Genomic DNA, 25,269 nt, shown 5'->3' on the forward strand with positions numbered 1-25,269 from the left:
AGATCAACTGCTTTCTCTGTTATAAGCCATTGATTGTTTGGGTATGTAAACACCGGAGACCCAACCATGAAAAAGATTCTCGTATCATTTGTTGCCATTATGGCTGCCGCTTCATCTGCCATGGCTGCAGAGACAATGAACATGCATGACCAGGTAAATAATGCACAGGCACCTGCCCACCAGATGCAGTCATCTGCTGAAAAAAGTGCAATTCAGGGAGACAGCATGACAATGATGGATATGAGCAGTCACGATCAGGCCGCAATGTCCCATGACATGATGCAAAACAGCAATTCTGCTGCCCACCAGGACATGGCTGAAATGCATAAAAAAATGATGAAAGCTAAACCCGGAGCTACCAACGAAACAGCAAAGTCATTTTCTGAAATGAGCGAGCATGAGAAGGCCGCAGCTGTACATGAGAAGGCGAATAATGGTCAGTCTTCCGTTGTTCACCAGCAGCAGGCTGATAAGCATCGCAGTCAGATCACCCAGAATTAACCCGCAGCTCCACTTGTTAGACCCTCATTTGACGCCGAAGTCACTGGCTTACGCTCCCGTCCGGGAGCGTTTTTTTTCCCATATATCAAACTTTAACTCTGAAGAGGTGGAAGTATCTGACCAACACTGTCACGTAACGCCAGATAACTACAAAAACACCTTTTTCCTCCTGTAAATTGCAGTTCCTGCAAGAACATCAAGGTATAATGTTGGAACAGCGTGTGATACACACTTAGCATCATGTTTTGTATGTGTTTTTTTAAAACTTTACAACTTTAAAGTCTTTTTCAGGTTAAAGGATACAACTTTAATGTCTCTACACAGCTGAAAAGAACGGTTAATATTTATTTTTTAGCGTGATGCGTCCTTAACGGGCCCACGCTTTTTATTGTGTGCATGGTGTTTTGTCTTCTTAAAAGGGTTGTCTATGTCTGCTGCTCATCTCGGTTTCCCGACGGAAACCGTTGTTGTCTTCGTGGTGATGGCCGTTGGGGCGATGTTTATCGACCTCTTCATGCACCGTCACGATAAACCGATCTCGTTGAAAAGCGCGGTTATGTGGTCCATCTTCTGGGTCATGATGGCGATGGCCTTCGCCGGATTTTTATACGTGCACCACGGCGCGGAGATGGCCAGTCTGTTCCTGACCGGCTATGCGCTGGAAGAGGTGCTCTCCGTCGACAACCTGTTTGTGATGATGGCGATCTTCGCCTGGTTCGGCGTGCCGGATAGATATCGTCACCGCGTGCTCTACTGGGGCGTGCTCGGGGCGATTGTGTTCCGCGGTATTTTTGTTGCCATCGGCACCAGTCTGTTGAGCCTGGGGCCGTATGTTGAGGTCATTTTTGCGCTGGTCGTCGGCTGGACGGCGGTGATGATGCTGAAACGCAATGAAGAGAGCGATGAAGTAGAAGATTATTCCAACCATCTGGCGTACCGCCTGGTGAAACGCTTCTACCCGGTGTGGCCAAAAATCAGCAGCCATGCGTTTATCCTGACCCAGAAAGAGGTGGATGCCGAACTGGAGAAGCCTGAAAACAAGGATGTAATGGTAGGCCGCGTGAAGAAGGCGAAGCGCTACGCGACGCCGCTGCTGCTCTGTGTTGCGGTGGTGGAGCTGTCCGACGTGATGTTCGCCTTCGATTCCGTACCCGCAATCATTGCCGTCAGCCGTGAGCCGCTGATTATCTACAGCGCAATGATGTTCGCGATCCTCGGCCTGCGTACCCTCTACTTTGTGCTGGAAGCGCTGAAGCAGTATCTGGTGCATCTGGAGAAAGCGGTGGTGTTACTGCTGTTCTTCGTGGCGTTCAAGCTGGGGCTGAATGCGACCGACCACTTCTGGCATCACGGTTATAACATCGGCGCCACGGCAAGCCTGTTTGTGGTGCTGGGGGTACTGGCGCTGGGGATTATTGCGAGCGTGATGTTCCCGGGAAAACGTGAGGCCTGATGTACCGCTTTTCTCCCTCTCCCTGTGGGAGAGGGCCGGGGTGAGGGCACCGGGCCGCACCTAACCCTTAATTGGTGAATTTCGGCGCTTGCTCGGATGATGAAAATGCCGCCAGTGTGGATCCTGCGCCGCCGCCAGCAACTCGTGGTCGCCACGCGTGTCGCCCCAGGCGCGCAGGTGATACGCGTTCAAATCCCCATACACCTTCTCCAGCCTCGCCACCTTCTGGGCACACCGGCAGTTGTGGCCGGTGATCCGCCCGGTCAGCTTGCCGTCTTTCACTTCCAGCTGCGTGCCAATCAGCTTAATGCCGAGCTTATCGGCCCACGGCTGCAATACCAGCGCCGGGGAAGCAGAGCAAATCGTCACTTCCGCACCGGAATTGACCTCGTTGGCGACGGCCAGCACCCCTTCCGGGCGCATCAGCTTGTTCCAGTATTTTTCACAGAAGGCTTCCGCCTGCTGACGTAACCAGTGCTCATCCACCCCCGTCAGGAAGGTTTTGATCAACACCTCTTTCAGCTCATCTCGCGTCAGCTTGCGGCGCACACAGTGCAGCGTAGGCAGGGCCATGCGCACCAGTCGGCCAGCAAAGTAGCGCTTGCCAAAGGCAAAGCGCAGGAACGGGATAAAACTGTCGTGGTGCGTCAACGTACCATCAAAGTCAAAGACAGAGAGCACGCTGGACTTCGCCACGGCTTCGTCGGCAATCATATTGGTCATAAATACGTCTTAGCTGAAATACACATTCTGTTCACTAGTTTACCTGCTTTACCTTCATAGTCCTTATATCAGGTCGCATTTTTTCCTGAACCTGTGGCCTGACGGGTCAAACTATGTCATCCACCACGCCACCGTCAACGCGCAGCGCCGCGCCGGAAGTCGCGGAGGCCTGCATGGAACAGACATACACCACCATATTCGCCACTTCTTCTACCGTTGCGGCGCGCTGAATAACCGAGCTGGGACGATTCTCCATCACGAACGCTTTCGCCAGCTGCTCCAGCGATTTACCGGTTCTTTCGATTTCGTCTTTCATCATCGCGGCAAAACCGTCCGACATTGTCGGGCCCGGCAGTACGCTGTTCACCGTCACGCCGCTGCCTGCCACGAACTTCGCCAGACCGCGCGCCAGCGAGAGCTGGGCGGTTTTTGTCACGCCATAGTGGATCATATCCGCAGGAATATTGCAGGCCGATTCTGACGAGATAAACACTACCCGACCCCAGCCCTTTTGTACCATGCCGGGCAACAGGGCACGGGAGAGGCGCACGCCGGACATCACGTTGGTTTGCCAGTAGCGTTCCCAGGTCTCGTCGTCGGTGGAATAAAAATCCTGCTGGCCATAGATCCCGGCGTTATTCACCAGAATATCGACGTGCGTGGCGACCCTGAGCAGTTCGTCAACGCCCTCCTGCGAGCTCAGGTCGGCGATGGCGGCACGGACCTGTACGCCAGGCACCACCTGCTGTAGCGCCTGAATGCCTTTATTCACCGAGTCGACGCTGCGTCCGTTTACGATCACTTCCGCACCGCTCTCCGCCAGCCCGCGGGCGATGGCAAACCCAATACCGCCGGTGGACGCGGTCACCAGCGCTACTTTCCCCGTTAAATCGATTTTCATCGTTCACTCCTTGTCGTTTTATGGTTCAAAACTTAAAGCGTAGCAGTTGACGATGACGGCTCCTGCTTAAAAAGGCGCAACAGCGTCTCAACCTGCTCGTCCAGCGGGCTGAGGGAGCGTTTGACGATGAGGTGCAGCGGCGTGGCGCGACGTACGCCGTGGCTGAGCGGCAGCGTTTTAAGGATGCCCTGCTGGAGCGGGGTCTGAATGCGTTCTTCCGGTAACCAGCCGTACCCAACCTGATACATCACCGCTTCGATCGCGGCATCGATAGTGGAGAATGTCCACGACTCCCCGGTGGGGTGAGTGGTGGGCTGGCTGTCTGCGATCTGAATGCGCGGCCACGGCCGTAGCATCTCGTCATTAAGCGGCGTATCCAGCGAAAACAGCGGGTGCGCGTGATGCGCGACGGCAACAAAATCGATATTCATCAGCCATTCGCCCAGGCCGGTAATGTCCTGGCGGCGGGTTAAGACCATCACGTCGGCTTCATCATTGAGCGCATCTGCGCGGCTGTTTTCCAGAACCTCGGTAAGCCGCACCTGCGTTTGCGGGTACAGCTGCTGAAACTGGCGCAAAATCGCGAACAGCCGGCTACGCGGAAAAATACTGTCTACCATCAGGTCGATACGGGTTCGCATCCCGCTGCGCAGGGTCGCAGCGCGCGTTTCAACATAGGCGAAGGCTTTCAGCAGCGGTTTAACCTGATTCAGCAACAGCTCACCCGCCGGGGTTAGCACGGCACGCCGTCCCTCTGTCATCAGGAGCGCCACGCCCAGCCGCTCCTGCAAAAGCGACAGGTTATAGCTGACCGAGGACTGGCTGCGGTAGGTCTCTTCCGCCGCCTTAGCGAAGCTGCCAGCCTCGATGACTCTCTCCAGCAAGGCCCACTGTTCGAGCGTCGTCTTGTGCATAATTAATCTAAATTTTGGATGAATTTGATTCAAACATAGCGTTATTCATTCATTTTTTGAAGGGGTACGATCGTCTCATCAAAACAAAGGAGACATCGTATGAGCACCTTCGATAAACATGATTTAAGCGGCTTCGTCGGCAAACATCTTGTATATACCTACGATAATGGCTGGAATTACGAAATTTACGTTAAAAACGAAAACACCCTGGACTACCGTATTCACAGTGGTCTGGTTGGCAACCGTTGGGTGAAAGATCAGCAGGCCTACATCGTCCGTGTTGGGGAGAGCATCTATAAAATTTCCTGGTCGGAGCCAACCGGTACTGACGTGAGCTTGATCGTGAACCTGGGCGACCGCCTGTTCCACGGCACCATCTTCTTCCCGCGCTGGGTCATGAATAATCCGGAAAAAACCGTCTGCTTCCAGAACGATCACATTCCGCTGATGAATAGCTACCGTGATGCCGGACCAGCGTATCCAACCGAAGTGATTGATGAATTTGCCGCCATCACCTTCGTGCGTGACTGCGGTGCGAATGACGATAGCGTGATCAATTGCGCGGCCAGCGAGCTGCCTGCAAACTTCCCGGAAAATTTAAAATAAGATCGAGAACAACGTGAACGGGACATTGGCCATGTTGGTTTTAACCGGCATGGCCGTTTTTTATGCCGCAGGAATACCGGAGTAAGTAACCGCTTCCGCCGTTAAGGTGAAAGGCGTAGGGGTACAGACCGCCAGGCTCAGCGAGCCGAAGCGTAGCTGACTGACCGGGAGCGACTGGGCGGTGCTGTCAATGCTGACTATCTGCCACGCGCTGCCGCCACGCTGTTTGACGATTGCCTCTTTGCGTGTCCAGATGCGCCAGAATGCGGAAAGCTGCTCTTCCGGCGCTTCACGTTCCAGCTCGTCATGTTCGGTGAGGCTGAAAACGGCATTTGCCAGCGCCTGCCAGTTCTCCCGCGGGCGGATCACTTCGATATCGCAGCCCACTTCACCTTCATCGCTCATCAGCAGGGCAATATCGTCCCCGCTGTGGCTCAGGTTAAACCACAGCGGATGGCCGTTAGCGAAGGCCGGTTTTCCCTGCTCGCCGTAAATTATCTCGGGAAGGGGCGAGGGGGATAAGGTTCTGGCGAGCAGCGTCCGGCCTGCAAGCCAGGAAGCGTGTCGTGCACCCTGAGGTGCCATGTCTGCGAGCGTTGACGCCAGCGGGTCCGCGCTAAGGGTGGAGATCTTTCCCAGTACAAACTGGTACATAGTTACGCCCAGCGTTTAATGATTATCGAGGTATTGATGCCGCCAAAGGCAAAGTTATTGCTCTGAATAAATTCGCAATCAATCGGGCGGGTTTCCCCCATAATATAATCTAAAGCGCCGCATTGCTCATCCGGTTGTCTTAAATTGAGCGTCGGCGTGAACCAGCCCTCCCGCATCATATGCAGACTCAGCAAGGCTTCCAGCGCTCCGCAGGCACCCAGGGTATGACCGAAATAACTCTTTAAGGATGAGATGGGCACGCTGTCGCCGAAAATGGCGGCGGTCGCCTGACTCTCGGCGATATCCCCGCGATCGGTTGCCGTGCCGTGGGCAGAAATGTAGCCAATGTCCTGAGGGCCAAGACCCGCCATCGCCAGCGACTGCTCCATACACACCTGCATGGTTTCACGCTGGGGCTGGGTGATGTGCGCCGCATCGCAGTTGGTGGCAAAGCCCACGATCTCGCCATAAATTGTCGCTCCGCGCGCTCTGGCGTGATCCAGCGCTTCCAGCACCAGCGTACCCGCCCCTTCGCCAATCACCAGGCCATCGCGCTGAACGTCAAACGGCGACGGCGTGGTTTTTGGCGCGTCGTTACGCTGGCTGGTGGCAAACAGGGTATCGAAAACCGCCGCTTCCGACGGGCACAGCTCTTCCGCGCCGCCTGCCACCATCACCGTCTGGTAGCCGTGACGAATCGCTTCCCAGGCGTAGCCAATCGCCTGGCTGCCAGAGGTACAGGCGCTCGAGGTGGGGATCACCCGTCCGCGCAGGCCAAAGAACAGCCCGGTATTCACCGCCGTGGTGTGCGGCATCATCTGCACATAAGTGGTGCCGGTGATGTTGTGGGTGTGCTTTTCGGTGAGCATAGAGGCAAACTCGCTGACCGGCCCGGTGCTGCCGGTCGACGAGCCGTAGGCGATGCCGGTCTGACCGTTGGTCAGCACCGCGTCGTCGATTAGTCCCGCCTGCTCCAGCGCCAGCTCGGTGGCGCGGGTAGAGAGCAGCGACACGCGGCCCATGGCGCGAATGCGCTTACGGGTATAGTGAGCGGGGAGAGTGAAGTCTTCAATCGGCGCGGCGAGCAGGGTTTGCAGGCCGTCATACGCCTGCCACTCCGTCATGGTACGCACCGCATTTTCATACTTGCGCAGACGGCGCGAGATGGTCGGCCAGTCCTCGCCGAACGCGGTGACGCCGCCCATGCCCGTAATCACTACCCGGCGGGTCATAGCATGCCTCCGTTAATCGAAATCACCTGACGCGTCACATAGCCTGCTTTATCCGACATCAGGTAACTCGCCAGCCCCGCGACCTCCTCGGCCTGGCCCATACGCTGCATCGGGATCATCGACATCGCCGCGTGCAGTGCGGCTTCGTCCATCTCGATCATGCCGGTATCGATCAGCCCCGGCGCGATGCAGTTGACGGTGATTTTGCGTTTTGCCAGCTCGGTGGCGAGCGCTTTGGTGGCGCCGATGATCCCGGCTTTCGCCGCGCTGTAGTTCACCTGCCCACGGTTGCCCATAATGCCTGACACCGACGACAGGGTGATGATCCGCCCGCCCTTGCGGGTGCCGATCATCGGCATAATGCAGGGATGAATGACGTTATAAAAACTGTCGAGATTGGTGTGGATCACGCTGTCCCAGTCATCGTCGCTGAGCGCAGGAAATGCGCCGTCGCGGGTAATACCGGCGTTACTGACCACGCCATACCACGCGCCGTGGTCAGCGATCTCCTGTTCCAGCACCGTGCGGCACTGCTCGCGGTTGCCCACGTCGAAGGTGAGTAAACGGCCCGCGCCGCCTGCCTGGATAATCGCTTCCAGCGTCTCCTGCGCGCCCGCTTCATCACGATGGTAATGCACGCCGACGGTGAAACCGTCCGCCGCAAGCTGAAGGGCGATAGCGCGGCCAATGCCTTTGCTGGCGCCAGTGACCAGTACGGATCTCATGATGGTGTTCCCTGGTTGAAAAGTGTGGTTAATTCTTCCTCGCTCGGCTGGAAGGTGTTCACGCGTCCCGTGGCGAGGGGGACACTATCCGCATGAATGGTGCACTCGAAGCTGCCAAAGCGTTCATCCTGCATCAGACGTTCGATGGTGATGGTCAGCGTGCTGCCTGCGGCAAAATGCCCTGCGTCGCACACCAGCTCGCGCGCGCCCAGCACCATGCCCAGCGCACAGTGCGGCAGCCCTTTTTGCATCCGGTGCCATTCAGACCAGACGCCCACGGTCTGGGCCATCAGCTCCAGCGCAAACCAGCCAGGCAGGTTGCCGTCCGCGTCCAGGAACGGGGCCAGAACGCCCCGTTCGTTCACCGTCACGCTGCAAACGGCGCGGTCATCGGTGACGCTTTCCACGCTCTCAAGCAGCAGCATCGGCGTGTCGTGAGGAAGATAATCCCCGGGAGGTAAGTAGTGCATCATACTCTCCCCAGCAGAAGGCTGGCGTTGTTGCCGCCAAACGCGAAGGAGTTTGACAGGATCACCGGTTTATTCAGCGGTGCGCTCTGGTGCAGTAGGCCGAAGGCGGGCAGGGTGTCGTCCGGCGCGTAGCGGGAAAAATCCTGCGGCGGCAGCGGCAGGTCTCGGGTCAGGATCAGCCAGCTCAGGGCGGCCTCGGTGATCCCCGCGGCGCCCAGCGTGTGGCCGGTAAGATGTTTCGTGGAGCTGCACGGCACGCGGTCGCCAAAGAGATCGTGGATAACCTGCGCCTCAATGCGATCGTTCAGCGGCGTGGCGGTGCCGTGCAGGTTGATATAGCCGACGTCCGCCGCCGTTATGCCCGCCTCGTTCAGCGCCTGGTTGATGGCGCGGATCGCCCCTTCGCCCTGCGGATGTGGGGCGGAAATATGGTACGCATCGCTGGATTCCCCCGCGCCCAGCAGCGCAACCTCGCCCGGCTCGCGGGTCAGCACCATCAGTGCCGCCGCTTCGCCAATGGTGATCCCCCGACGGTGGCGGCCAAACGGTTCGCACAGGGTCGGGGAGAAGGACTCCAGGCTGTTGAAGCCGTTGACCGGCATGCGGCTCAGGCTGTCGGCCCCGCCGACGATGGCGACGTCCACCAGCCCGGCGTCGATCAGGCGACGACCGCTGATGATCGCCCGCGCGCTGGAGGAGCAGGCGGTCGAAATGGTATACGCCGGGCCGTCCAGCGCAAGCCAGCTGGCGAGAAAGCGCGACGGATCGCCCAGCTCCTGCTGCGGATATTGCCACTGCGGGCTGCGCTCGCCGTTCTGCGCGCGGCGCACGTACTCATCACCCTCGTCCAGTCCGGAGGTGCTGGTGCCCAGCACAACCGCCACGCGGTCTCGCCCCACGCGCGCAATGGCCGCATCGACGGCGGGCCAGATTTGCGCAAGCGCCGCCAGCAGCAGCTGGTTGTTGCGGCTGCGATGGGCGGAAAAAGACTCGGGGACAGGGGGAAGTTCACCCTCCACGCCTCCCAGCACGGCCTCGGGTAAGCCCTGTAGCCAGCCCGCACGTTGGCGCATCCCGGGGGCCACGCCAGCGATCAGGTTCGCCGCTATTTCATCAGCCGAGTTGCCGAGCGCGTTGACCATGCCAACGGCAGAAAGGTAAATCATCTCAGTCACCCAGATATTGAATGGTGATGTGGTAGTGAAAAGCGTGCTGCACAATGCTAATCGGTTCGCGCCTGCCGTTACGGTTCAGGTAGACAATTTCCGTGACCAGTTTGCCATCGGGGTTGCGCAGTTCGCGTCTGGTGTCAGTATCGTTCAGCGTCCAGCCTTTCGGCAACTGCGGCTGCCAGGCGCTGAGCGGCCAGTGGCTCAGCATCACGTCGGCCAGCACCTGGCTGGCGGGCGGCAGCTGCGGCATCACAACCGACTGCTCGGTGTGGATCCCGGTGTCGTCGTAGGTGGCGAGGAACAGGCGGATCCCGACGGAGGAGAGGCCGGCAAGCGTCACTTTATTTCCGTCGGCGTTCAGCATCACCAGCAGCGACTGGGTCTGGCCTTTAAAACTGCCGGTAAGCAACTGCTGCGCGCGGATGGCAGGCGTGATGCCCGGCGGGGGCAGCGTGACGCGGGTACCGGGCTGGAGCCAGGCCTGAGGGCGCGCGTCATCGCGGTTCGTCGTATGGCTACACCCCGCCAGCAACAGGGCCATCATCACTGCCGCCAGGCGAATGAAACGGGTCATGGTAAGTTCTCTTTGTTAGACGGCATCGCCAGCGGGGCGAGCAGGAACGCGGTGAAGATACCGCTCACCAGCACAATGCCAAAGCTGCTGATGGCCTGAGTGGTGCTGAATACCAGCATCCCCAGCGTCAGCAGGGTGGTCATCATGGCGAGGGTAATCGCCAACATGGAGGTCAGCGGCGTGCCGCGCGGGTTGCTGAAAAACAGCGTGTAGTTGATGCCAATGCCGAGGACCAGCACCAGCGCCAGCAGGGAAAACAGGTTCACCGGATGGCCCGTCACGGCCAGCGCCGCCAGCCCGCCGCCCAGCGACAGCACGGATGGCACCAGCGCCACCAGCCCTTTTCGCCAGCCGAGACGTAGCATCGCGCCGCCGGCAATCACCGCCAGCGCCACGCCCAGCAGCCCCGACAGCAGCGAGCGGTAGAGCGCAAACAGGCTGTCGAAGCTGGCCTTACGGTCAACCCAGACGACCCCGGGATGGCGGGTGGCCAGCTCACCGAGCGCGGCGCTGTTTCTGACGCCATCGACCGGGACCAGCACACCGCTTTTGCCGTCCGGCAACGTCAGCCACAGCAAACGCCAGCCCTCGCTGGCCGGGCTGGCGAGCCACGCTTCCACGCTGACAGGCATGGCGTTCAGGTTCGGAGGGACGGCATTCAGCCCCGTGCTTTGCAGCATTTTCACCACCGTCGGTGCGGCGTTGCGCAGCAGATGCAGATCGCTGTTCTGTCGCGCCAGCGAGTTCAGCGGCAGGGTACGCCAGCGGGTTAATTCACCGGCTTTTTGCGCCTGCGCCAGCGCCGGGGTAAATGCCTCCAGCCGCTCCAGCGTTTCCTGAGCCGACGCGCCATACACCACGAACCACTTCTGATCGACATTTTGCCCGGTCAGGGCGGTGATGGTTTTTTCCTGCGCCAGAATGTCCTGCGGCAGCGCCTGAAGCCGGGCGATATCGTCATCCACCCGCAGGCTGGCGATCCCGATGGCGGAGAGCAGCGCCAGTGCTACCGGCAGCCCGACGGAGAGGGCTTTACCGTCGCGCCAGGCGTCCAGCCAGCGCTGCATTATCCGTCTCAGGGGGACCGGGCGGACCGGCATGCCACGGCACAACCACGGATGCCAGAACATTACCGTCAGGCACGAGGCGCTCAGCCCTGCGGCGGCGAACACCGCCATCTGACGAATGCCGGGGAAGGGGGCCAGCATCATGAAGAGATACGCCACGACGGTGGTCAGCAGCGCCAGCAGCAGCGCGTTACGCACTTTTGCCAGGCTTTGCCAGGGCGAGTGTTCCGCGCCGTGCACCATCCGCTCCGTGAGGTAGTAAATCGTATAGTCCGCCGAGATGCCGATAATGCTCATGCTCATCACCAGCGTCATCAGGTGCAGCTCACCGAACAGCAGGAGCGTCACGACCGTCCCCGCCAGCGCGCCGATGGCAATGGAGAGCAGGCTCAGCAGCAGCGGACGCACGGAGCGAAACACCGACACAATCAGCAGGATCACCCCGAGCACCGTGGCGACGCCAAGCGTGGAAATATCGTTTTTAGCCTGCTGGCTGGCGTAATCGCTGTAGAACACCGTCCCGCGCGAGAGCAGCTGCGCCTGTGGATACTGGCTTTTCAGCGTCTGCTGCAACGCGTTGAGGGTGGTCACCAGCTGGTGGGTTTGCTGCATGTCAAACGACGAGCCCGCCAGCTCGCCGTGTAGCAGATACCAGTAGTTCCCGGCCGCATCTTTTGTCACCAGCCAGCCGTCCATCAGCTGCATCTTCTGGCTGTTCTTCGCCAGCGCGAGCTGCGCGCCGCGCATCAGCATCAGCGGATCGTTTTGCAGCTCCTTGCCGCTCACGCCGGAAAAGGCGGAGTAGAGCTGGGACAGGATCCACTGAGCCTGCGCTTCACCGCCGTTTTGCAGGCGGGCGCGGGTGGCCGGATCGACCAGGCCATTGCGGTGCTGCCAGAAGAAATCTCCCCAGGCCTGTTGCCCGGCGGCATCCAGCGGACCTTTTACGACACTCAGCGCCTGGCTGCGTTGCAGCAGGGTTAACCACTGCTGCGCCACGCGCGGGTCCGGCTGTTTGCCGGGGCTGACCAGCCAGATGAGCTGGCGGTCGAGGCGCTGCATAAATCCGTCGTTGAGAGCGGGAGGGATCGCGCCGAGCGTCTGTTTCGGCAGCATGGCGAGCACGCTGCTGTTCAGCCGCGCGCCAGGCAGCAGCGACAGCAGCACGCCCAGCAGGATCAGGCATACCGCGGCCCACAGCAGCGCCGGGCGCAGGGCGTTACGGTGCGGCAAAGCGCTGGCGTTCTGCATCAGTCAGGCGGGCGGGCGTCAGTTGGTGGCGGGAGAGGGCGATATCCGTCGTGTCGCCCTGCTTATCGTTCAGGCGAATGGATTCCAGATAGATCGCGCCCTTCAAATCAAGGGTGGAGAAAATCTTGTCCAGCGGCGTGGTGACGGGCGTCAGCACCAGCGACCAGCGGCCTTCGCCCAGGTCTTTGAAATCGACGCGGAAGTTCTCTTCCAGTACCTTGCGGTCGGCCTGGAACAGCGCCCGCAGCAGATGGTTGAACTGAAACATCTGCGGGTTAGTGTCGGCGGTAATGGTCTGCGGCGACTGACCGTTGACGATCTGCACCATCCGTTTGTCATCCAGCAGCAGCGTCATCGGGAACGGCGCTTTTTGATCCCACAGCAGGCCATTGTCACGGGCGATTAGCATCTCCCCCTGCGAGCGCAGGGGCTGAGGCATATCCTTGATCGTGCGGGTCTGTTCGAAGTGTGCGCGCACTACCGGTTGCTCCGCAAACCGCTGTTGCAGTTCATCCAGCGTGACCGCGTTCACCAGCGGGCTTACCAGCAGCGCGAGTAGCGTTATCCATTTCATGGCGCGATCCCCATGCGTTCGAACAGAATGGCCGGGCTGACAAAGCACATCTCCCGGCTTGCTTCTTCCACCGCCACCTGAATGGTGTAGCCGGTGGTGGTGCGTTTCCCGGTTTGCGCGTCGAAGATTTGATAGGCGATGCGCAGACGGTTTTCAACCTCTTCAATGTGGGCGCGGATGCGAATGCGCTGCTCGAAGGTCACCGCGTCGCGGTATTTCACCCGGGTATCCACCACCGGCCAGACGTAGCCGGACGCTTTCATCTGGCGATAGCCGTAATCAAACTGGTTGAGCAGCGCTTCGCGGGCAATCTCAAAGTAGCGGAAGTAGTTGCCGTGCCACACCACGCCCATCATATCGACGTCGTGGAACGGAACGGTGATTTCAACTTCAGCCGTAAAGCGGGGATCGGTCAGCACCCTTTACTCCTTCTCGTTGATCTCTGGCAGCTGCCAGAAATCGAAAAAATTAAACCAGTCGAGCGGCGACAAGAGCGCGTAATGCTCCAGCCGCTCCGCATAGCGGTCGACGGTCTGCTGTAGCGCCTGCTGGCGTTCGCCGCGCGGCAGCAGCAGCGGGTCGGCAAACGGCTCGCAGTGCAGGGTCAGCTTTCCCTGCTGACAGAGGGCAAAAATCAGCACCACCGGGCAGCGCAAAATGGACGCCAGGATAAACGGCCCCTGCGGGAACGGCGCGGGCTGGCCCATAAATTCGCTCCATATCACCCGCCAGCTGCCGCCGCGCTGCGGGGTGACGGCAATGCGATCGCCCACGATCGCCACCCATTCGCCGCGATCCAGCTTCTCTTTGATGAGGATGGCGGTCTCCGGGCCAATGTCGGTGACCGGCATCAGGTGAATGCCCGCCTGCGGCGCCATCTCCTCCATCACCTGCTTAAAACGTCTGGCGTTGTCGCTAAAGACCAGCGCGTTGATGGTTTTCGCCCCTTCGCGCTGGGCCAGCGCCCGGCAGGCTTCCACATCGCCAAGATGCGACGCGAGCAGCAGTTTGCCCTGAGGATCGTCGAGCCCCAGCGCCTCCTGCGCGCCTGGCGCAAAGACCAGATCGCGATGGAGTTTCATTTCGCCGCGCCAGCTGGCCACTTTGTTCAGCATGGCATGACCGAAGCGCAGGAAGTGGGAAAAACTGTTAAGCCGCGCGGGTTGCGGCATTTGCCGCTGTGCCATCACCGTTTTAACCCGCGCCAGCCACTGCTGCGACGCCTGACGCGCAGCGCGGGCGGTTAGCCAGTAGACGGCCGTAACCGGCCACAGCAGGGCGGTAAACGCCTTACGCCCCAGCAGTTGCCAGACGCGCAGCATCAGGCGCATGCCCCATAATCCTTTCACCTCCTGCTGCTGCGCCCAGTGCTGCGAGCGGCGACGCATCAGCAGGGAAGGAATGCGCGGCAGCATGCCGAGAAACAGACGGGTATGCATCAACGAGATGCGCACGTTGTCTTTCAGGGCATCGAAATGGGATACCCCGTCCGGCGGATAGGTCACGCGGGTGGGCAGAAAATAGCTGGTGTTGCCCTGCCAGTAGAGGCGCACCATCACTTCGGTATCAAAATCCATTCGCCTGCCGAGCGGCGTGGTTGCTGCAAGGCGCAAAACCGGGGCTATCGGGTAAACGCGAAACCCGCACATGCTGTCTTTCAGTTGCAGGGAGAGGGTTTCAATCCAGACCCAGACGTGCGTTATCCAGCGGCCGTACAGGCGCGAACGGGGGATCGAGTCATCGTAAACGGGCTGCCCGGAAATGAGCGCATCGGGATGGCGTTCGGCCAGCGCCAGCAGTTTGGGGATGTCTTCGATAGCGTGCTGGCCGTCAGCGTCCACCTGAACGGCGTGGGTGAAGCCGCGATCGGCGCAGTCTTTCAGCCCCTGCATCACCGCCGCGCCTTTGCCGCTGTTTTCGGCCAGCCGCAGTAGCGTGACCTGCGGACGATCCGCCGCCAGCGCTTCAAGCGTGCGGCGCGTGGTTTCATCGCTGCCGTCGTCCACCACCAGACAGGGCAGATCGAAAGGCGCCAGGCGCGCCAGCACCGAAGCCATCATCACCCCGTGGTTATAGCACGGGATCAGCACGCAGGGACGGAAGGTTACTGACATAAGCGAATCTTCCCGCTGCTGGCGGTGTGGCGCTCGTTACCCGCATGGCGCTGGTAGCTAAAGGTCAGCATCTCGCGTTCGGGCTGCCAGGCAAGGAGCAGCGTGACCGTATTCTCCGGCAACAGCGGGGCGGCGAACTTCACGTTCTGAATACTGTGAAAACGGTAGCCCGGCGCCAGCGCGGCAGCGTAATGCATTACCCAGTCGAGCTGGGCCACGCCCGGCAGCAGCGGCTGTACGGCGAAATGTCCCTTAAACCAGAGCAGGTCAGGATCAAGATAAAAGGTTATCTCCAGATGCTGTGGATCGGGCTGGAGGCGCCCGATTTCAGGGATCTTCATGAAACAACTCCTGTAGCTGCGCAGTCACGCGCTTGTTCATGCTGTTGACCGGGATTTCATCAACGATCCGCCAGTAGCGCGGCACGGCAACCGGTTCAAGCCAGGGGCGAAGGGCGCATCGCCAGGCGAGCTCCTGCGCTTTTTTGCCCTGTTCGTGTTGCTGACGCACCGCTTCATTCAGCACCAGCAATACGCCAATGCCCTGACGCCCGCCGCGCGTCACCGTCAGCGCGGCGGCCTCGCGGATGCCGTCCAGCGCCAACAGGCGGCGCTCAATGTCATCGAGTGAAATGCGTTTATCTTCAATTTTGACCACCCGACCGCGGCGCCCGACGAGGCTGAACTGCCCGTCAGCCGTGAAGTGCAGGATATCATCCAGCACGACCCCCTCCACCTCGGGGATCAGCGGCGACATCACGCGATCGCCGTGAAACGTCACGCCGGGGAAAGGTTGCCAGCGGGTGCTTTCCTCCTGACGATAGCGCCAGGCCATTACGCCTGTTTCCGTGCTGCCGTATATTTCATCCGGCCAGACGTTGAGCCAGGCCTGAACCGCGGCGACCTCCTGCCAGGGCAGCGCGCCGCCAGCGGAGAAGAGCAGGTTGACGGGGGGCGGCGTCAGTGACGCGTCCAGCCGCTTGAGAAACGCCGGACTGCTGATGAAAAGATAGCGTTTATCGTCGGGAAGGGCAGAGAGCTGCTCGGCATAGTTGAGCAGGCTGGCGTGCAGCGGCAGGCCGAGCGCCATGGGTAAGACGACACGAAACGTCAGGCCATACAGGTGGTGCAGCACCACGGAAGCCACGACGTGACAGCCCGCCAGACGCTCGCCAAAATGCGCCGCCAGAAGACGAGCCTCACGATCCAGGCTGACCACCGGCTTACTCACCCGCTGCGGCGTGCCGGTCGAGCCGGAGGTGTAAAGCTCGATCGTGCGCATCTCACCGATGGCAGGCAGCGGTGAAAAGGGATGGCCTGCCCGCTGAGCGGAAGCCACCCGCAGCTGTTGCCCCTGAAAATCGAGCGTGGTGTCGCTCAGGACGCCGCTGAACAGCGCCCGCTGTTCGTTAAGCTGCGCCGCCCGGCTGTGCCCGGGGAGGACCGGCGTTTTACCCGCATGCAGCGTCGCCAGCAGCGCGACAATAAACAGATAGCCGTTTTCGATGCACAGCGCCCAGCGCTCGCCATCTTCACGACGCAGCGTGTCGACCAGCTGAGTGACGTCGTGGCGCAGATCGCCAAGCGTCCAGAGATGGTCGTCCTGCCAGGCGACAGGGGTGTCGTCAGGGCGGGGCGCACTGAGCCACTGGCTAAGCGGAAGAGGGTTAAGCATCGTTTTTCTTCACCCGTTGTCGCACCAGCCACTCGCCAGCCATCAGCGTGCCCATCAGGAGATAGGCAATCATCCCGTTCCACAGCGTCCACAGACGGATATCGGCGTGTAATACGGTAAACAGCGCGATCGCCCCGTTGATAATAAAAAAGCCGCACCAGACCTGGGTAACCCGGCGCGTGTAACGTACCCCGACGGGGGAGAGGTCCGGTTCACGCAGGCGCGCCAGTCGTTCGACGACGGGCATTGCCGTCCACAGCGAACCGCCAAACACCACCAGCATCACCAGATTCACCACCACCGGATATAACAGCACCCACTGGTGCGCGTGCAGGACGTAGCTCGCCGCGCAAAGCGCTATGCCGGCCAGCGCCACGCTTACGAACAGATAACGCAGGGGGCCGCCCTGCCGACGGGCCTGGCAGACGCGCATCAGCAGCACCAGCGCCATCACGGGCAGTATCCCGTGCAGGCTATTATTCGCCAGCCCGAAGCCGATCAAAAACGGCCATGCCAGCAGCATCAGCCCCGTCAGGGCGGGAAGAACTGGAATCGAACGCACGTTACGCGTCGCGCTGAAGCTGTTCCACAACGTCCACGACGTCCTGCACCGTGCGCACCGCTTTGAAGGTTTCAGGCTTGATTTTATGGCCCGTTTTCTTTTGCAGGTGCACCACCATATCGACGGCATCAATGCTGTCGAGGTCCAGATCCTCGTAAAGACGTGCCTCAGGGGTAATATCCTCCGGGGCGATTTCAAACAGCGTAATAAGAAGCGCAGAGACTTCCTGATAAATCGTTTGTTGTTCTGTCATAGCGGTCATTCTCAGGCGCGTTGTTGATGGATAAAAGCCGCGAGCGTGGCAACGGAATAAAAGTGCTGACGCATCTCATCACTTTCGGCAGAAAGCACTACGCCGTACTGATTTTTTACCGCCAGCCCCAGCTCAAGGGCGTCGATTGAGTCCAGACCGAGGCCGTCGCCAAAGAGCGCGGCGTCTGTATCAATATCCTCTGGGGTAAGTTCTTCCAGATTCAGCGTAGAGATAATGAGATTCTTAATTTCAAGATAGAGCGCTTGCATCTTTCGTTCCTGACAAAGATTGAAGACCGGTTGTTAACTGATGCTGCATATGCCGGTTTAACTGCCTTGCTGCCAGCGCGGGTTCGTGCTGACTCGCATCATAAAAATCATGAATGTTGATGCGTTCGCGAACATCCACGGTGAAAACAGGTTTGTTGGGGGGCACGTTATACCAGCTGCTCTGTTTATCCAGCATCCGTTCGCTACAGTGGATCACCACCACGCGCACGGCGCTGTTGCAGCGAACGGCGATATTCGCCGCCCCACGTTGCAGGGTCATGACTTCCCCCACCCGGGTGCGGGTGCCTTCAGGGAAGATAAGCAGGGTGTCGCCCTGGGACAGACGCTGCTGGCTTGCGGCAAGCAGCGTGTCGGCTTCGCTGTTAATCAGATAGTCAGCCGCGCGGATCACGCCGCTGACGAACGGGTTACGCAGCAACGCGCTTTTCACCAGACAGTCGGTTTCGTTCATCACCGACGCCAGCAGAACGTAGTCCAGCAGCGAGGGATGATTCGCAATCACCAGACAGCCCCGCTCGGCGCGTAGAACGTCCAGGTTGTTGAAACGGTAATCCAGTACCCCTACACCGCGTACCACCGCGAGGAACAGGCGAAAACTGGCAGAAATAGTACGGCGTGCCAGGCGGCGACGTTGGGTGCGGTCGCGCTGGAAAATCAGCAGCAGGTTAAACCATACCAGCGACAGCGTCAGTCCGCCGAGGCCGAACAGGGCGAAGCACAATCCGGTCATCAGCATCCGCCATAACCGATCGAGGCGGGAACGTAACCCTCTCATTGGCGCGTCCATTGCCACAGCAGGCGCTCGCCCGGCAGGGTGAACTGGCGCTCGTCCCGCAGGTAATGGCGCAGGAACTGGAGGCTTTGCGGCAGCGCGGGCTCTTCAGGCGTGCGGTTGACGTGCGTTTCACAGCTGAGCGTATTTCCGGCTTCAATCACCAGCGCCAGCGCGTAGGGCCAGACGGGCATCTGCGGTGGCAACCCGGCGTGATAAAAATCAGGCAGCAGACCGTCGAAATCCACCAGCAATACGCGGGAGTAGCCCGCATGCAGCAGGCTCAGCACGTCGCACAAGCTCTGCTGGAAGGTATCCATACCGGCGGAAACCGACGAAGAGACAACAGGCTGACGCGCGGCGATAGTGAGATTGCCGACCGCCGAGTTGTGTACCGACATGGCAAAATCGGTGGGGGAAACGGGCTGTTCTGCCGCCAGGGCCTGGAGAATACGGAAATTGCGCTCCAGCTCCCCATGACGGCTGCTGTAGACGACGGCATCGATGCGGTGTTTGCGCAGCATCATCAGGCCAAGATCGACGGCCAGCCTGCTGCCTGAATTCAGGCGGCGGGCGGTCATCATCGGCAGATCGGTCAGTTTCGCCAGCGGTGCAGCGGGATCGATGGCGTCAGACCGGCGTGACCATGCCTGCCATTCGTCGGCATCGCTGAGTCCTGGCGCTCTTGCCTGCCAGTCGATAAGGGTAAGTGTAAATTTCATCTACGCGCGTCCGCGATAAACCTGTTTCTGTGACTTTTTCTTCGCCAGCGCGATTTACTGCGCACATCGTACAATGTTGTCGTCGCGCTGGCGAATAAACGTCACTTTTGACCCTTTCCACCCGGTTATCCCGGCAAACGGCTTTTTGGCCGACCCGGACCCAGAAGAATGGCGAGTTTACTGCCTCCTTTCGTGGTTTCCATCCAGATTTTACAGACGCTGGTGAGCGGCACGGAGAGCAGCATGCCCACCGGACCCAGCAGCCATCCCCAGATCAGTAACGATAAAAACACCACCATCGTCGACATGCCCAGACGGTGGCCCATCATGCGCGGCTCAAGAATGTTACCCAGCACCATATGCACGACGAGGAACAGCGCCCCTACCAGCATGCACTCATAAAAACCGTTAAACAGGAACGCCTGGATCATCGGCGGAACGGCGGAAAGCACCGCGCCGATATTGGGTACGTAGTTCAGTAAAAACGCCAGCACGCCCCACATCAGCGCGAACTGCACGTCCAGCAGTACCAGCCCCAGCCAGACGATCACGCCGGTCCACAGGCTTAACAATGTTTTCAGCGCCAGATACTTGGACACGCCCTTCAGCGCGCGGTGCAAGCCGGCAATGTGGATCTGCGGATTGTTCAGGGCAAAACGCAGCTTATACGGCACGTGGCGCACTTCGAACAGCATAAACACCACCGTCATCACCAGCAGCAGAATGCTGGCCATTGCCCCGGAAAGCCCGGTCATCAACGTGGTGGCGTAGGTCATCACCTTCTCGGAATCCATCCGGCGCAGCATCCGTTCCGGTGAGATATGCAGATTCACGAATGGCAACATGCGCTGAAGATCGACCAGCTTGCGCGTCAGCTCTTTATTGTACTGCGGCAGCATGGTGGAAAATTCGCTCAGCGAGGCGGCGAGCACGCCGAACAGCGCCGTCAGGACAACCAGCATCACCATCACCACAATGGTAATCGCGACTGGGCGGCTGATGCCCCGGCGTAAAAACCATGTCACCAGCGGGTTGAGCACAATGGCGAAAAACAGCGCCAGCAGAAGCTGAACAATGATATCCGCCGCCGCGTGGATACCCGCAAGGATAACCACCAGGCAGGCAAGTTTTAATAAAATATGAAGTCCGGCTTTGTCGGGCGGGCTGGCAGTCATAAGAATTCCTTTTTCCGGGGGGCGTGTTAATTGTAGTGTGCCGGATGGGCTTCGTCTGGAGCGTTAGTCTGAAAGTCGTGGCAAAAAAATGGCCCCCGGCGCAAGCGACGGAGGCCACGGCATCCCGGTGAACGATTACTGGATCACGAGGGTGTTAATGATGTTTTCAGCGGCGGTCTGCGCTTTCTGCTGATTATCTGCCGGCAGGGTGATCTGCATGGTCAGCAGTTTATTGTCCACCTTGCCGAGCACCACGGAGGAGTACGCGGTCTGGCCTTTGGCAGAGATGATGCTGTCCAGCTGTTGCAGCGTGTGGCCTTTCAGTTCAACAGACTTGTTGGTGACCACCTGAAGCTGCGGGTCGCGGCTGCGCTGCTGATCTTCCAGGCGTTTGGCCAGCACGCCCAGATCTTCGCTGGTATCGTCACCGACGATCACAATCACCGCTTTTTGGCCGGTGGCATCGGAATAGACGTGCATATTGTTCGCCTGGGTACCCAGCTTACCGCTCTGGTCGGTCATGTCCGCGGGCAGAGAGAAACTGAGTTTGCCATCCATCAGGCTCACCGGCTGACCGGTGGCGTTGCTTTCTGCTGACGCGCCCTGAGCAGGCGTTTTGGTGTCGCTGTTATCACAGGCTGCAAGGCCAACAACCAGCAGGCCAATCCCGACATATTTAACCAGATTGCGCATTGACTTCTTCCTTTCGATAAACGGCCATAACGGCTCATTCGTTCATCTTATCACAACTGATAAAGCGAACCCTTAACCTGCCTGCAATGCGGAGATTTCAGATTTATCTGCCAGCCTTTTCAGCAGCATATTCAACAGTACGCCGTACATCGGCAGGAAGAAGACCAGGCTAATAAGCACCTTAAAGGCGTAGTCCACCAGAGCGATTTCCATCCAGTGTTCTGCCATGAAGGCGTCCGGGCTGCGCCAGAAGGCGATGAAGAAGAAGGCCAGCGTATCGCTCACGTTACCGAACAGCGTGGAGGCCGTTGGCGCCATCCACCAGCGATGGTTTTGACGCAGGCGGTTAAACACGTGGACATCGAGGATCTGCCCCAGGGCGTAGGCCATAAAGCTGGCGGTGGCAATACGCGCGACGAACAGGTTGAAGTGCGTCAGCGCTTCGAAGCCCTGCCAGCTTCCCATGTAAAACAGCGAGGAGATGGCGTAGGAGACAAACAGTGCCGGGATCATCACCGCAAAAATAATCCGCCGCGCCAGCGGTGCGCCAAAAATACGCACGGTTAAATCCGTCGCAAGGAAAATAAACGGGAAACTGAACGCGCCCCAGGTGGTATGGAAACCAAAAATGGAGATGGGGAGCTGTACCAGATAGTTACTGGAGATGATCACCAGCAGATGAAATAGCGAAAGCCAGAACAACGCCTTGACGCGCTGCGATTGTGTAAAGGAGTTCATATTGTACCTTTTTGATTAATATTTGGGGTGAGGGAACCCAATAAAGCCGCCGCATGATACTGCTTTGACGACACTTTGCAATGGCTAATTTTCACGCAATCGTTAACCTGGTTTGCATTGGCGATAGCGGGGCGTAAACTACAGCCGTTTTTACCTGAACGAGAAGAAAATGACCGACCTGTTTTCCAGCCCAGACCACACGCTTGATGCTCAGGGCCTCCGTTGCCCGGAGCCGGTAATGATGGTGCGTAAAACCGTCCGTAACATGCAGAGTGGCGAAACGCTGCTGATCGTCGCCGATGACCCGGCTACCACCCGTGATATCCCCGGCTTTTGTACCTTTATGGAACATGAACTGGTGGCGCAGCAAACCGAGACCTTGCCGTACCGGTATTTGATTCGTAAGAGGTAAGTGCGGCCTGACGCCCGGCGGCGCTTCGCTTGCACGGGCCTACGGGTGTAGTAGGTCGGGTAAGGCGCAGTCGCCACCCGACAAGTACTCATCACAATTTCGAACCATCGTTTCAAAATTTCGCGCTTTTTGTGAGGCGCTTCACCCTCCCTTTTCCAGCCGTAGTCTAATTTTTAAGCGTCAAAAATTAAAACATCGTTTTAACGCTTATCTCACTACCCTGGAGTTGACTTAATGAAAACGACCCTCAAGCCGTTACTGGCCGCGCTGTGTCTGACTGCTTTCGCCTGCACCGTTTCTGCCCAGACCATTAAAGCCGCCGATGTGCATCCCGAAGGCTACCCGAACGTGGTGGCGGTCCAGCACATGGGTGAAAAACTCAAACAACAAACCGATGGCAAGCTGGAGATTAAGGTCTTCCCCGGCGGCGTGCTGGGGGATGAAAAGCAGATGATTGAGCAGGCGCAGATGGGGGCGATCGACATGATCCGCGTCTCCATGGCGCCGGTGGCCGCCATCCTGCCGGATATCGAAGTGTTTACCCTGCCCTACGTATTCCGCGATGAAGACCACATGCACAAGGTGATTGACGGGGATATCGGCAAGCAGATCGGCGACAAACTCACCGCCAACCCGAAATCGCGTCTGGTCTTCCTTGGCTGGATGGATTCCGGCACCCGCAACCTGATCACCAAAGAGCCGATCGTCAAACCGGACGATCTGAAAGGGAAGAAAATCCGCGTGCAGGGCAGCCCGGTGGCGCTGGCCACGCTGAAAGCGATGGGGGCGAACTCGGTGGCGATGGGCGTCAGCGAGGTTTACAGCGGCATGCAGACCGGGGTGATCGACGGCGCGGAGAACAACCCGCCAACCTTTATCGCCCACAACTATATGCCGGTCGCCAAAAACTACACGCTGAGCGGCCACTTCATCACCCCGGAAATGCTGCTCTACTCCAAAGTGAAATGGGACAAGCTCAGCGCTGACGAACAGCAAAAGATCCTGACGCTGGCCCGCGAAGCGCAGTTCGAGCAGCGCAAGCTGTGGAATGCGTATAACGACCAGGCGCTGGCGAAAATGAAGGCCGGCGGCGTGCAGTTCCACGACATCGATAAAACGGTGTTTATCAAGGCGACAGAGCCGGTGCGCGCGCAGTATGGCGATAAGCATCAGGATCTGATGAAAGCCATCGCTGACGTTCAGTAAGCCGGAGTACGTATGTCCGAACTCTACCTGAAGTGGATGGACCGTCTGTACCTGCTCGCCATGGTGTTGGCGGGTCTCTCGCTACTGGTGATGACGATTGTGATCCCCATTGGCATCTTCTCTCGCTATGTGCTCAATCGCGGCGAATCCTGGCCGGAGCCGATCGCCATTATCTGCATGGTGACGTTTACCTTTATCGGCGCGGCGGTGAGCTATCGCGCCGGGTCGCATATCGCGGTCAACATGCTCACCGACCGCCTGCCCGCGTCGCTGCAAAGAGTGTGCGCGCGAGTGGTAGATCTGCTGATGCTGCTCATCTCCGGCCTGATGTGCTGGTACAGCTACTGGCTGTGCGTCGAGCTGTGGGAGCAGCCGGTGGCGGAGTTTCCGCTCCTGACCTCCGGCGAAAGCTATCTGCCGCTGCCTGTCGGGTCGGCCATTTTGATCCTGTTTGTGCTTGAACGCCTGCTGTTTGGCTCGCAGGAAAACCGTCCGGTCGTGCTGATCGGCAATCACAGTTAAGGGGTGAACAATGGATGCTTTTGTTTTGTTATTCACCCTCGCCATTTTGCTGGCGCTGGGGATGCCGGTGGCCTTCGCCGTCGGCTTAAGCGCCGTGGCGGGCGCGCTGTGGATTGACCTGCCGCTGGAGGCGCTGATGATCCAGATCACCAGTGGAGTGAATAAATTTACCCTGCTGGCGATCCCGTTCTTCATTCTTGCCGGGGCGATCATGGCGGAAGGGGGCATTGCCCGACGGCTGGTTAACTTCGCGTACGTTTTTGTCGGCTTTATTCGCGGCGGGCTGTCGCTGGTGAACATCGTGGCATCAACGTTCTTCGGCGCGATTTCCGGCTCGTCGGTGGCGGATACGGCGTCTATTGGCAGCGTGATGATCCCGGAGATGGAGAAGAAGGGCTATCCGCGTGAATACGCGGCGGCGGTGACGGCCAGCGGGTCGGTGCAGGCGATCCTGATCCCGCCCAGCCACAACTCGGTGATTTACTCCCTGGCGGCAGGGGGAACGGTTTCCATCGCCACGCTGTTTATCGCGGGCGTGCTGCCGGGCCTGCTGCTGGGCGTGAGCCTGATGGTGCTCTGCCTGTGCTTCGCCCGCAAGCGCGGCTATCCGAAGGGGGACAAAATCCCGTTCAGGCAGGCGCTGAAAATCATGCTCGATGCCCTGTGGGGGCTGATGACGGTGGTGATTATCCTCGGCGGGATCTTGTCCGGGATATTCACGGCGACCGAATCTGCCGCCGTGGCCTGCCTGTGGGCGTTTTTCGTCACCATGTTTATCTACCGCGACTATAAATGGAGCGAACTGCCGAAGCTGATGTGCCGCACGGTGAAAACCGTCACCATCGTGATGATTTTGATTGGCTTTGCCGCGGCGTTTGGCGCGGTAATGACCTACATGCAGCTGCCGATGCGCATCACCGAATTCTTCACGTCGCTCTCCGATAACAAATACGTGATCCTGATGTACCTCAATATCATGCTGCTGCTGATTGGCACGCTGATGGACATGGCGCCGATCATCCTGATCCTGACCCCGGTGCTGCTGCCGGTGACCAACTCGCTGGGGATCGACCCGGTGCATTTCGGGATGATCATGATGGTGAACCTGGGGATTGGGCTGATCACGCCGCCGGTCGGATCGGTGCTGTTTGTGGCGAGCGCGGTGAGTAAGCAGAAGATCGAGCACGTGGTGCGGGCGATGCTGCCGTTTTACGGTATGTTGCTGGTGGTGCTGGGGATGGTGACGTACATCCCGGCGATTTCATTGTGGTTGCCGGGGCTGCTAGGGATGCAGTGATGCGTGCGGCCTGATGCCCTCA

The 25,269-nt window shown here is 59.0% G+C and carries 30 protein-coding genes and 1 pseudogene; 7 read left to right on the forward strand and 24 right to left on the reverse strand.

Annotation, left to right across the window (positions count from 1 at the left end):
* The first annotated feature begins 66 nt into the window (after positions 1 to 66).
* On the forward strand, positions 67 to 501 hold the full coding sequence (gene pcoE / locus AM329_RS19565; protein ID WP_000723069.1) for a copper resistance system metallochaperone PcoE: 435 nt from the start codon (positions 67 to 69) through the stop codon (positions 499 to 501).
* Between the two features lie 427 nt (positions 502 to 928).
* Positions 929 to 1,954, forward strand: a complete 1,026-nt coding sequence (locus AM329_RS19575; protein WP_015571505.1) for a TerC/Alx family metal homeostasis membrane protein — start codon at positions 929 to 931, stop codon at positions 1,952 to 1,954.
* A gap of 67 nt (positions 1,955 to 2,021) precedes the next feature.
* Here AM329_RS19575 and AM329_RS26355 read toward each other — a convergent pair whose 3' ends face one another.
* From AM329_RS26355 to AM329_RS19590, 4 genes and pseudogenes are all read right to left on the reverse strand, one after another.
* Positions 2,022 to 2,189, reverse strand: a complete 168-nt coding sequence (locus tag AM329_RS26355; protein ID WP_350324928.1) for a SipW-dependent-type signal peptide-containing protein — start codon at positions 2,187 to 2,189, stop codon at positions 2,022 to 2,024.
* Positions 2,117 to 2,677: pseudogene (locus AM329_RS19580) on the reverse strand (HAD-IB family hydrolase); the annotation flags it as partial. The gene AM329_RS26355 and the pseudogene AM329_RS19580, both read right to left, overlap by 73 nt.
* Before the next feature lie 106 nt (positions 2,678 to 2,783).
* Positions 2,784 to 3,578 carry an SDR family NAD(P)-dependent oxidoreductase gene (locus tag AM329_RS19585; RefSeq protein ID WP_022651983.1) on the reverse strand — a complete coding sequence of 265 codons (795 nt, stop codon included), beginning with the start codon at positions 3,576 to 3,578 and terminating at the stop codon, positions 2,784 to 2,786.
* 32 nt (positions 3,579 to 3,610) lie between these two features.
* Positions 3,611 to 4,492 (reverse strand): LysR family transcriptional regulator, encoded by an 882-nt coding sequence (locus AM329_RS19590; protein WP_023314988.1) that lies wholly within the window; start codon positions 4,490 to 4,492, stop codon positions 3,611 to 3,613.
* A 99-nt stretch (positions 4,493 to 4,591) separates the two neighbouring features.
* Here AM329_RS19590 and AM329_RS19595 point away from each other — a divergent pair, with 99 nt between their 5' ends.
* Positions 4,592 to 5,098 (forward strand): phenolic acid decarboxylase, encoded by a 507-nt coding sequence (locus tag AM329_RS19595; RefSeq protein ID WP_032608075.1) that lies wholly within the window; start codon positions 4,592 to 4,594, stop codon positions 5,096 to 5,098.
* Positions 5,099 to 5,158: 60 nt separating this feature from the next.
* Here AM329_RS19595 and acpT read toward each other — a convergent pair whose 3' ends face one another.
* From acpT to AM329_RS19695, 20 genes are all read right to left on the reverse strand, one after another.
* On the reverse strand, positions 5,159 to 5,752 hold the full coding sequence (gene acpT / locus AM329_RS19600) for a 4'-phosphopantetheinyl transferase AcpT (RefSeq protein WP_003861235.1): 594 nt from the start codon (positions 5,750 to 5,752) through the stop codon (positions 5,159 to 5,161).
* A gap of 2 nt (positions 5,753 to 5,754) precedes the next feature.
* Positions 5,755 to 6,984 (reverse strand): beta-ketoacyl-ACP synthase, encoded by a 1,230-nt coding sequence (locus AM329_RS19605; protein WP_023314986.1) that lies wholly within the window; start codon positions 6,982 to 6,984, stop codon positions 5,755 to 5,757.
* Positions 6,981 to 7,712, reverse strand: a complete 732-nt coding sequence (locus tag AM329_RS19610) for a 3-ketoacyl-ACP reductase FabG2 (RefSeq protein WP_032608074.1) — start codon at positions 7,710 to 7,712, stop codon at positions 6,981 to 6,983. Before AM329_RS19610 ends, AM329_RS19605 begins: the two co-directional genes overlap by 4 nt.
* On the reverse strand, positions 7,706 to 8,179 hold the full coding sequence (locus AM329_RS19615; RefSeq protein WP_003861241.1) for a 3-hydroxy-fatty acyl-ACP dehydratase: 474 nt from the start codon (positions 8,177 to 8,179) through the stop codon (positions 7,706 to 7,708). The genes AM329_RS19610 and AM329_RS19615 overlap by 7 nt, the downstream gene beginning before the upstream one ends.
* A complete protein-coding gene (locus AM329_RS19620) occupies positions 8,179 to 9,345 on the reverse strand; it encodes a beta-ketoacyl-[acyl-carrier-protein] synthase family protein (RefSeq protein ID WP_022651979.1) in 1,167 nt (388 codons plus the stop codon). Before AM329_RS19620 ends, AM329_RS19615 begins: the two co-directional genes overlap by 1 nt.
* A gap of 1 nt (position 9,346) precedes the next feature.
* Positions 9,347 to 9,925 carry a DUF3261 domain-containing protein gene (locus tag AM329_RS19625; protein WP_003861246.1) on the reverse strand — a complete coding sequence of 193 codons (579 nt, stop codon included), beginning with the start codon at positions 9,923 to 9,925 and terminating at the stop codon, positions 9,347 to 9,349.
* Positions 9,922 to 12,243, reverse strand: coding sequence for an MMPL family transporter (locus AM329_RS19630; protein WP_032608071.1), 2,322 nt, complete (start codon positions 12,241 to 12,243; stop codon positions 9,922 to 9,924). Before AM329_RS19630 ends, AM329_RS19625 begins: the two co-directional genes overlap by 4 nt.
* The gene (locus AM329_RS19635) at positions 12,212 to 12,817 is read right to left on the reverse strand and encodes an outer membrane lipoprotein carrier protein LolA (protein ID WP_022651976.1); all 606 of its coding nucleotides are present in this window, start codon (positions 12,815 to 12,817) and stop codon (positions 12,212 to 12,214) included. The genes AM329_RS19630 and AM329_RS19635 overlap by 32 nt, the downstream gene beginning before the upstream one ends.
* Complete coding sequence (locus AM329_RS19640; RefSeq protein ID WP_003861252.1) at positions 12,814 to 13,236, reverse strand: thioesterase family protein; 423 nt, start codon at positions 13,234 to 13,236, stop codon at positions 12,814 to 12,816. The genes AM329_RS19635 and AM329_RS19640 overlap by 4 nt, the downstream gene beginning before the upstream one ends.
* A gap of 3 nt (positions 13,237 to 13,239) precedes the next feature.
* On the reverse strand, positions 13,240 to 14,931 hold the full coding sequence (locus tag AM329_RS19645) for a glycosyltransferase (protein ID WP_023323844.1): 1,692 nt from the start codon (positions 14,929 to 14,931) through the stop codon (positions 13,240 to 13,242).
* The gene (locus AM329_RS19650; protein ID WP_003861256.1) at positions 14,922 to 15,272 is read right to left on the reverse strand and encodes a hydroxymyristoyl-ACP dehydratase; all 351 of its coding nucleotides are present in this window, start codon (positions 15,270 to 15,272) and stop codon (positions 14,922 to 14,924) included. The genes AM329_RS19645 and AM329_RS19650 overlap by 10 nt, the downstream gene beginning before the upstream one ends.
* Positions 15,259 to 16,605 (reverse strand): AMP-binding protein, encoded by a 1,347-nt coding sequence (locus AM329_RS19655; RefSeq protein WP_003861258.1) that lies wholly within the window; start codon positions 16,603 to 16,605, stop codon positions 15,259 to 15,261. Before AM329_RS19655 ends, AM329_RS19650 begins: the two co-directional genes overlap by 14 nt.
* Positions 16,598 to 17,197 (reverse strand): hypothetical protein, encoded by a 600-nt coding sequence (locus tag AM329_RS19660; RefSeq protein WP_003861260.1) that lies wholly within the window; start codon positions 17,195 to 17,197, stop codon positions 16,598 to 16,600. The genes AM329_RS19655 and AM329_RS19660 overlap by 8 nt, the downstream gene beginning before the upstream one ends.
* Positions 17,169 to 17,420 carry an acyl carrier protein gene (locus AM329_RS19665; RefSeq protein ID WP_003861262.1) on the reverse strand — a complete coding sequence of 84 codons (252 nt, stop codon included), beginning with the start codon at positions 17,418 to 17,420 and terminating at the stop codon, positions 17,169 to 17,171. The genes AM329_RS19660 and AM329_RS19665 overlap by 29 nt, the downstream gene beginning before the upstream one ends.
* Positions 17,421 to 17,431: 11 nt before the next feature.
* Positions 17,432 to 17,689, reverse strand: coding sequence for a phosphopantetheine-binding protein (locus AM329_RS19670; protein ID WP_003861263.1), 258 nt, complete (start codon positions 17,687 to 17,689; stop codon positions 17,432 to 17,434).
* Positions 17,670 to 18,485, reverse strand: a complete 816-nt coding sequence (locus AM329_RS19675) for a 1-acyl-sn-glycerol-3-phosphate acyltransferase (protein WP_023314978.1) — start codon at positions 18,483 to 18,485, stop codon at positions 17,670 to 17,672. The genes AM329_RS19670 and AM329_RS19675 overlap by 20 nt, the downstream gene beginning before the upstream one ends.
* Positions 18,482 to 19,204 carry a beta-ketoacyl synthase chain length factor gene (locus AM329_RS19680; RefSeq protein ID WP_017384119.1) on the reverse strand — a complete coding sequence of 241 codons (723 nt, stop codon included), beginning with the start codon at positions 19,202 to 19,204 and terminating at the stop codon, positions 18,482 to 18,484. Before AM329_RS19680 ends, AM329_RS19675 begins: the two co-directional genes overlap by 4 nt.
* A 125-nt stretch (positions 19,205 to 19,329) precedes the next feature.
* Complete coding sequence (locus tag AM329_RS19685) at positions 19,330 to 20,379, reverse strand: AI-2E family transporter (protein WP_003861270.1); 1,050 nt, start codon at positions 20,377 to 20,379, stop codon at positions 19,330 to 19,332.
* 135 nt (positions 20,380 to 20,514) lie between these two features.
* Entirely contained in the window at positions 20,515 to 21,072 is a 558-nt protein-coding gene (locus tag AM329_RS19690) for a DcrB family lipoprotein (RefSeq protein WP_003861272.1), read from the reverse strand.
* 72 nt (positions 21,073 to 21,144) lie between these two features.
* Positions 21,145 to 21,810, reverse strand: coding sequence for a 7-cyano-7-deazaguanine/7-aminomethyl-7-deazaguanine transporter (locus AM329_RS19695; protein ID WP_003861274.1), 666 nt, complete (start codon positions 21,808 to 21,810; stop codon positions 21,145 to 21,147).
* Between the two features lie 169 nt (positions 21,811 to 21,979).
* Between AM329_RS19695 and tusA the strand changes: the two genes are divergently transcribed.
* From tusA to AM329_RS19715, 4 genes are all read left to right on the forward strand, one after another.
* The gene (gene tusA / locus AM329_RS19700) at positions 21,980 to 22,222 is read left to right on the forward strand and encodes a sulfurtransferase TusA (RefSeq protein ID WP_032608069.1); all 243 of its coding nucleotides are present in this window, start codon (positions 21,980 to 21,982) and stop codon (positions 22,220 to 22,222) included.
* A 234-nt stretch (positions 22,223 to 22,456) separates the two neighbouring features.
* Positions 22,457 to 23,428 carry a TRAP transporter substrate-binding protein gene (locus AM329_RS19705; RefSeq protein ID WP_023323840.1) on the forward strand — a complete coding sequence of 324 codons (972 nt, stop codon included), beginning with the start codon at positions 22,457 to 22,459 and terminating at the stop codon, positions 23,426 to 23,428.
* Positions 23,429 to 23,440: 12 nt separating this feature from the next.
* Positions 23,441 to 23,950 carry a TRAP transporter small permease gene (locus tag AM329_RS19710; protein WP_032103648.1) on the forward strand — a complete coding sequence of 170 codons (510 nt, stop codon included), beginning with the start codon at positions 23,441 to 23,443 and terminating at the stop codon, positions 23,948 to 23,950.
* 10 nt (positions 23,951 to 23,960) lie between these two features.
* The gene (locus AM329_RS19715; protein WP_003861280.1) at positions 23,961 to 25,247 is read left to right on the forward strand and encodes a TRAP transporter large permease; all 1,287 of its coding nucleotides are present in this window, start codon (positions 23,961 to 23,963) and stop codon (positions 25,245 to 25,247) included.
* The last annotated feature ends 22 nt before the right edge of the window (positions 25,248 to 25,269 follow it).

This window comes from Enterobacter cloacae complex sp. AR_0002 (genome assembly GCF_001922365.1).
GTDB classification, from domain to species: Bacteria; Pseudomonadota; Gammaproteobacteria; order Enterobacterales; family Enterobacteriaceae; genus Enterobacter; species Enterobacter hormaechei_C.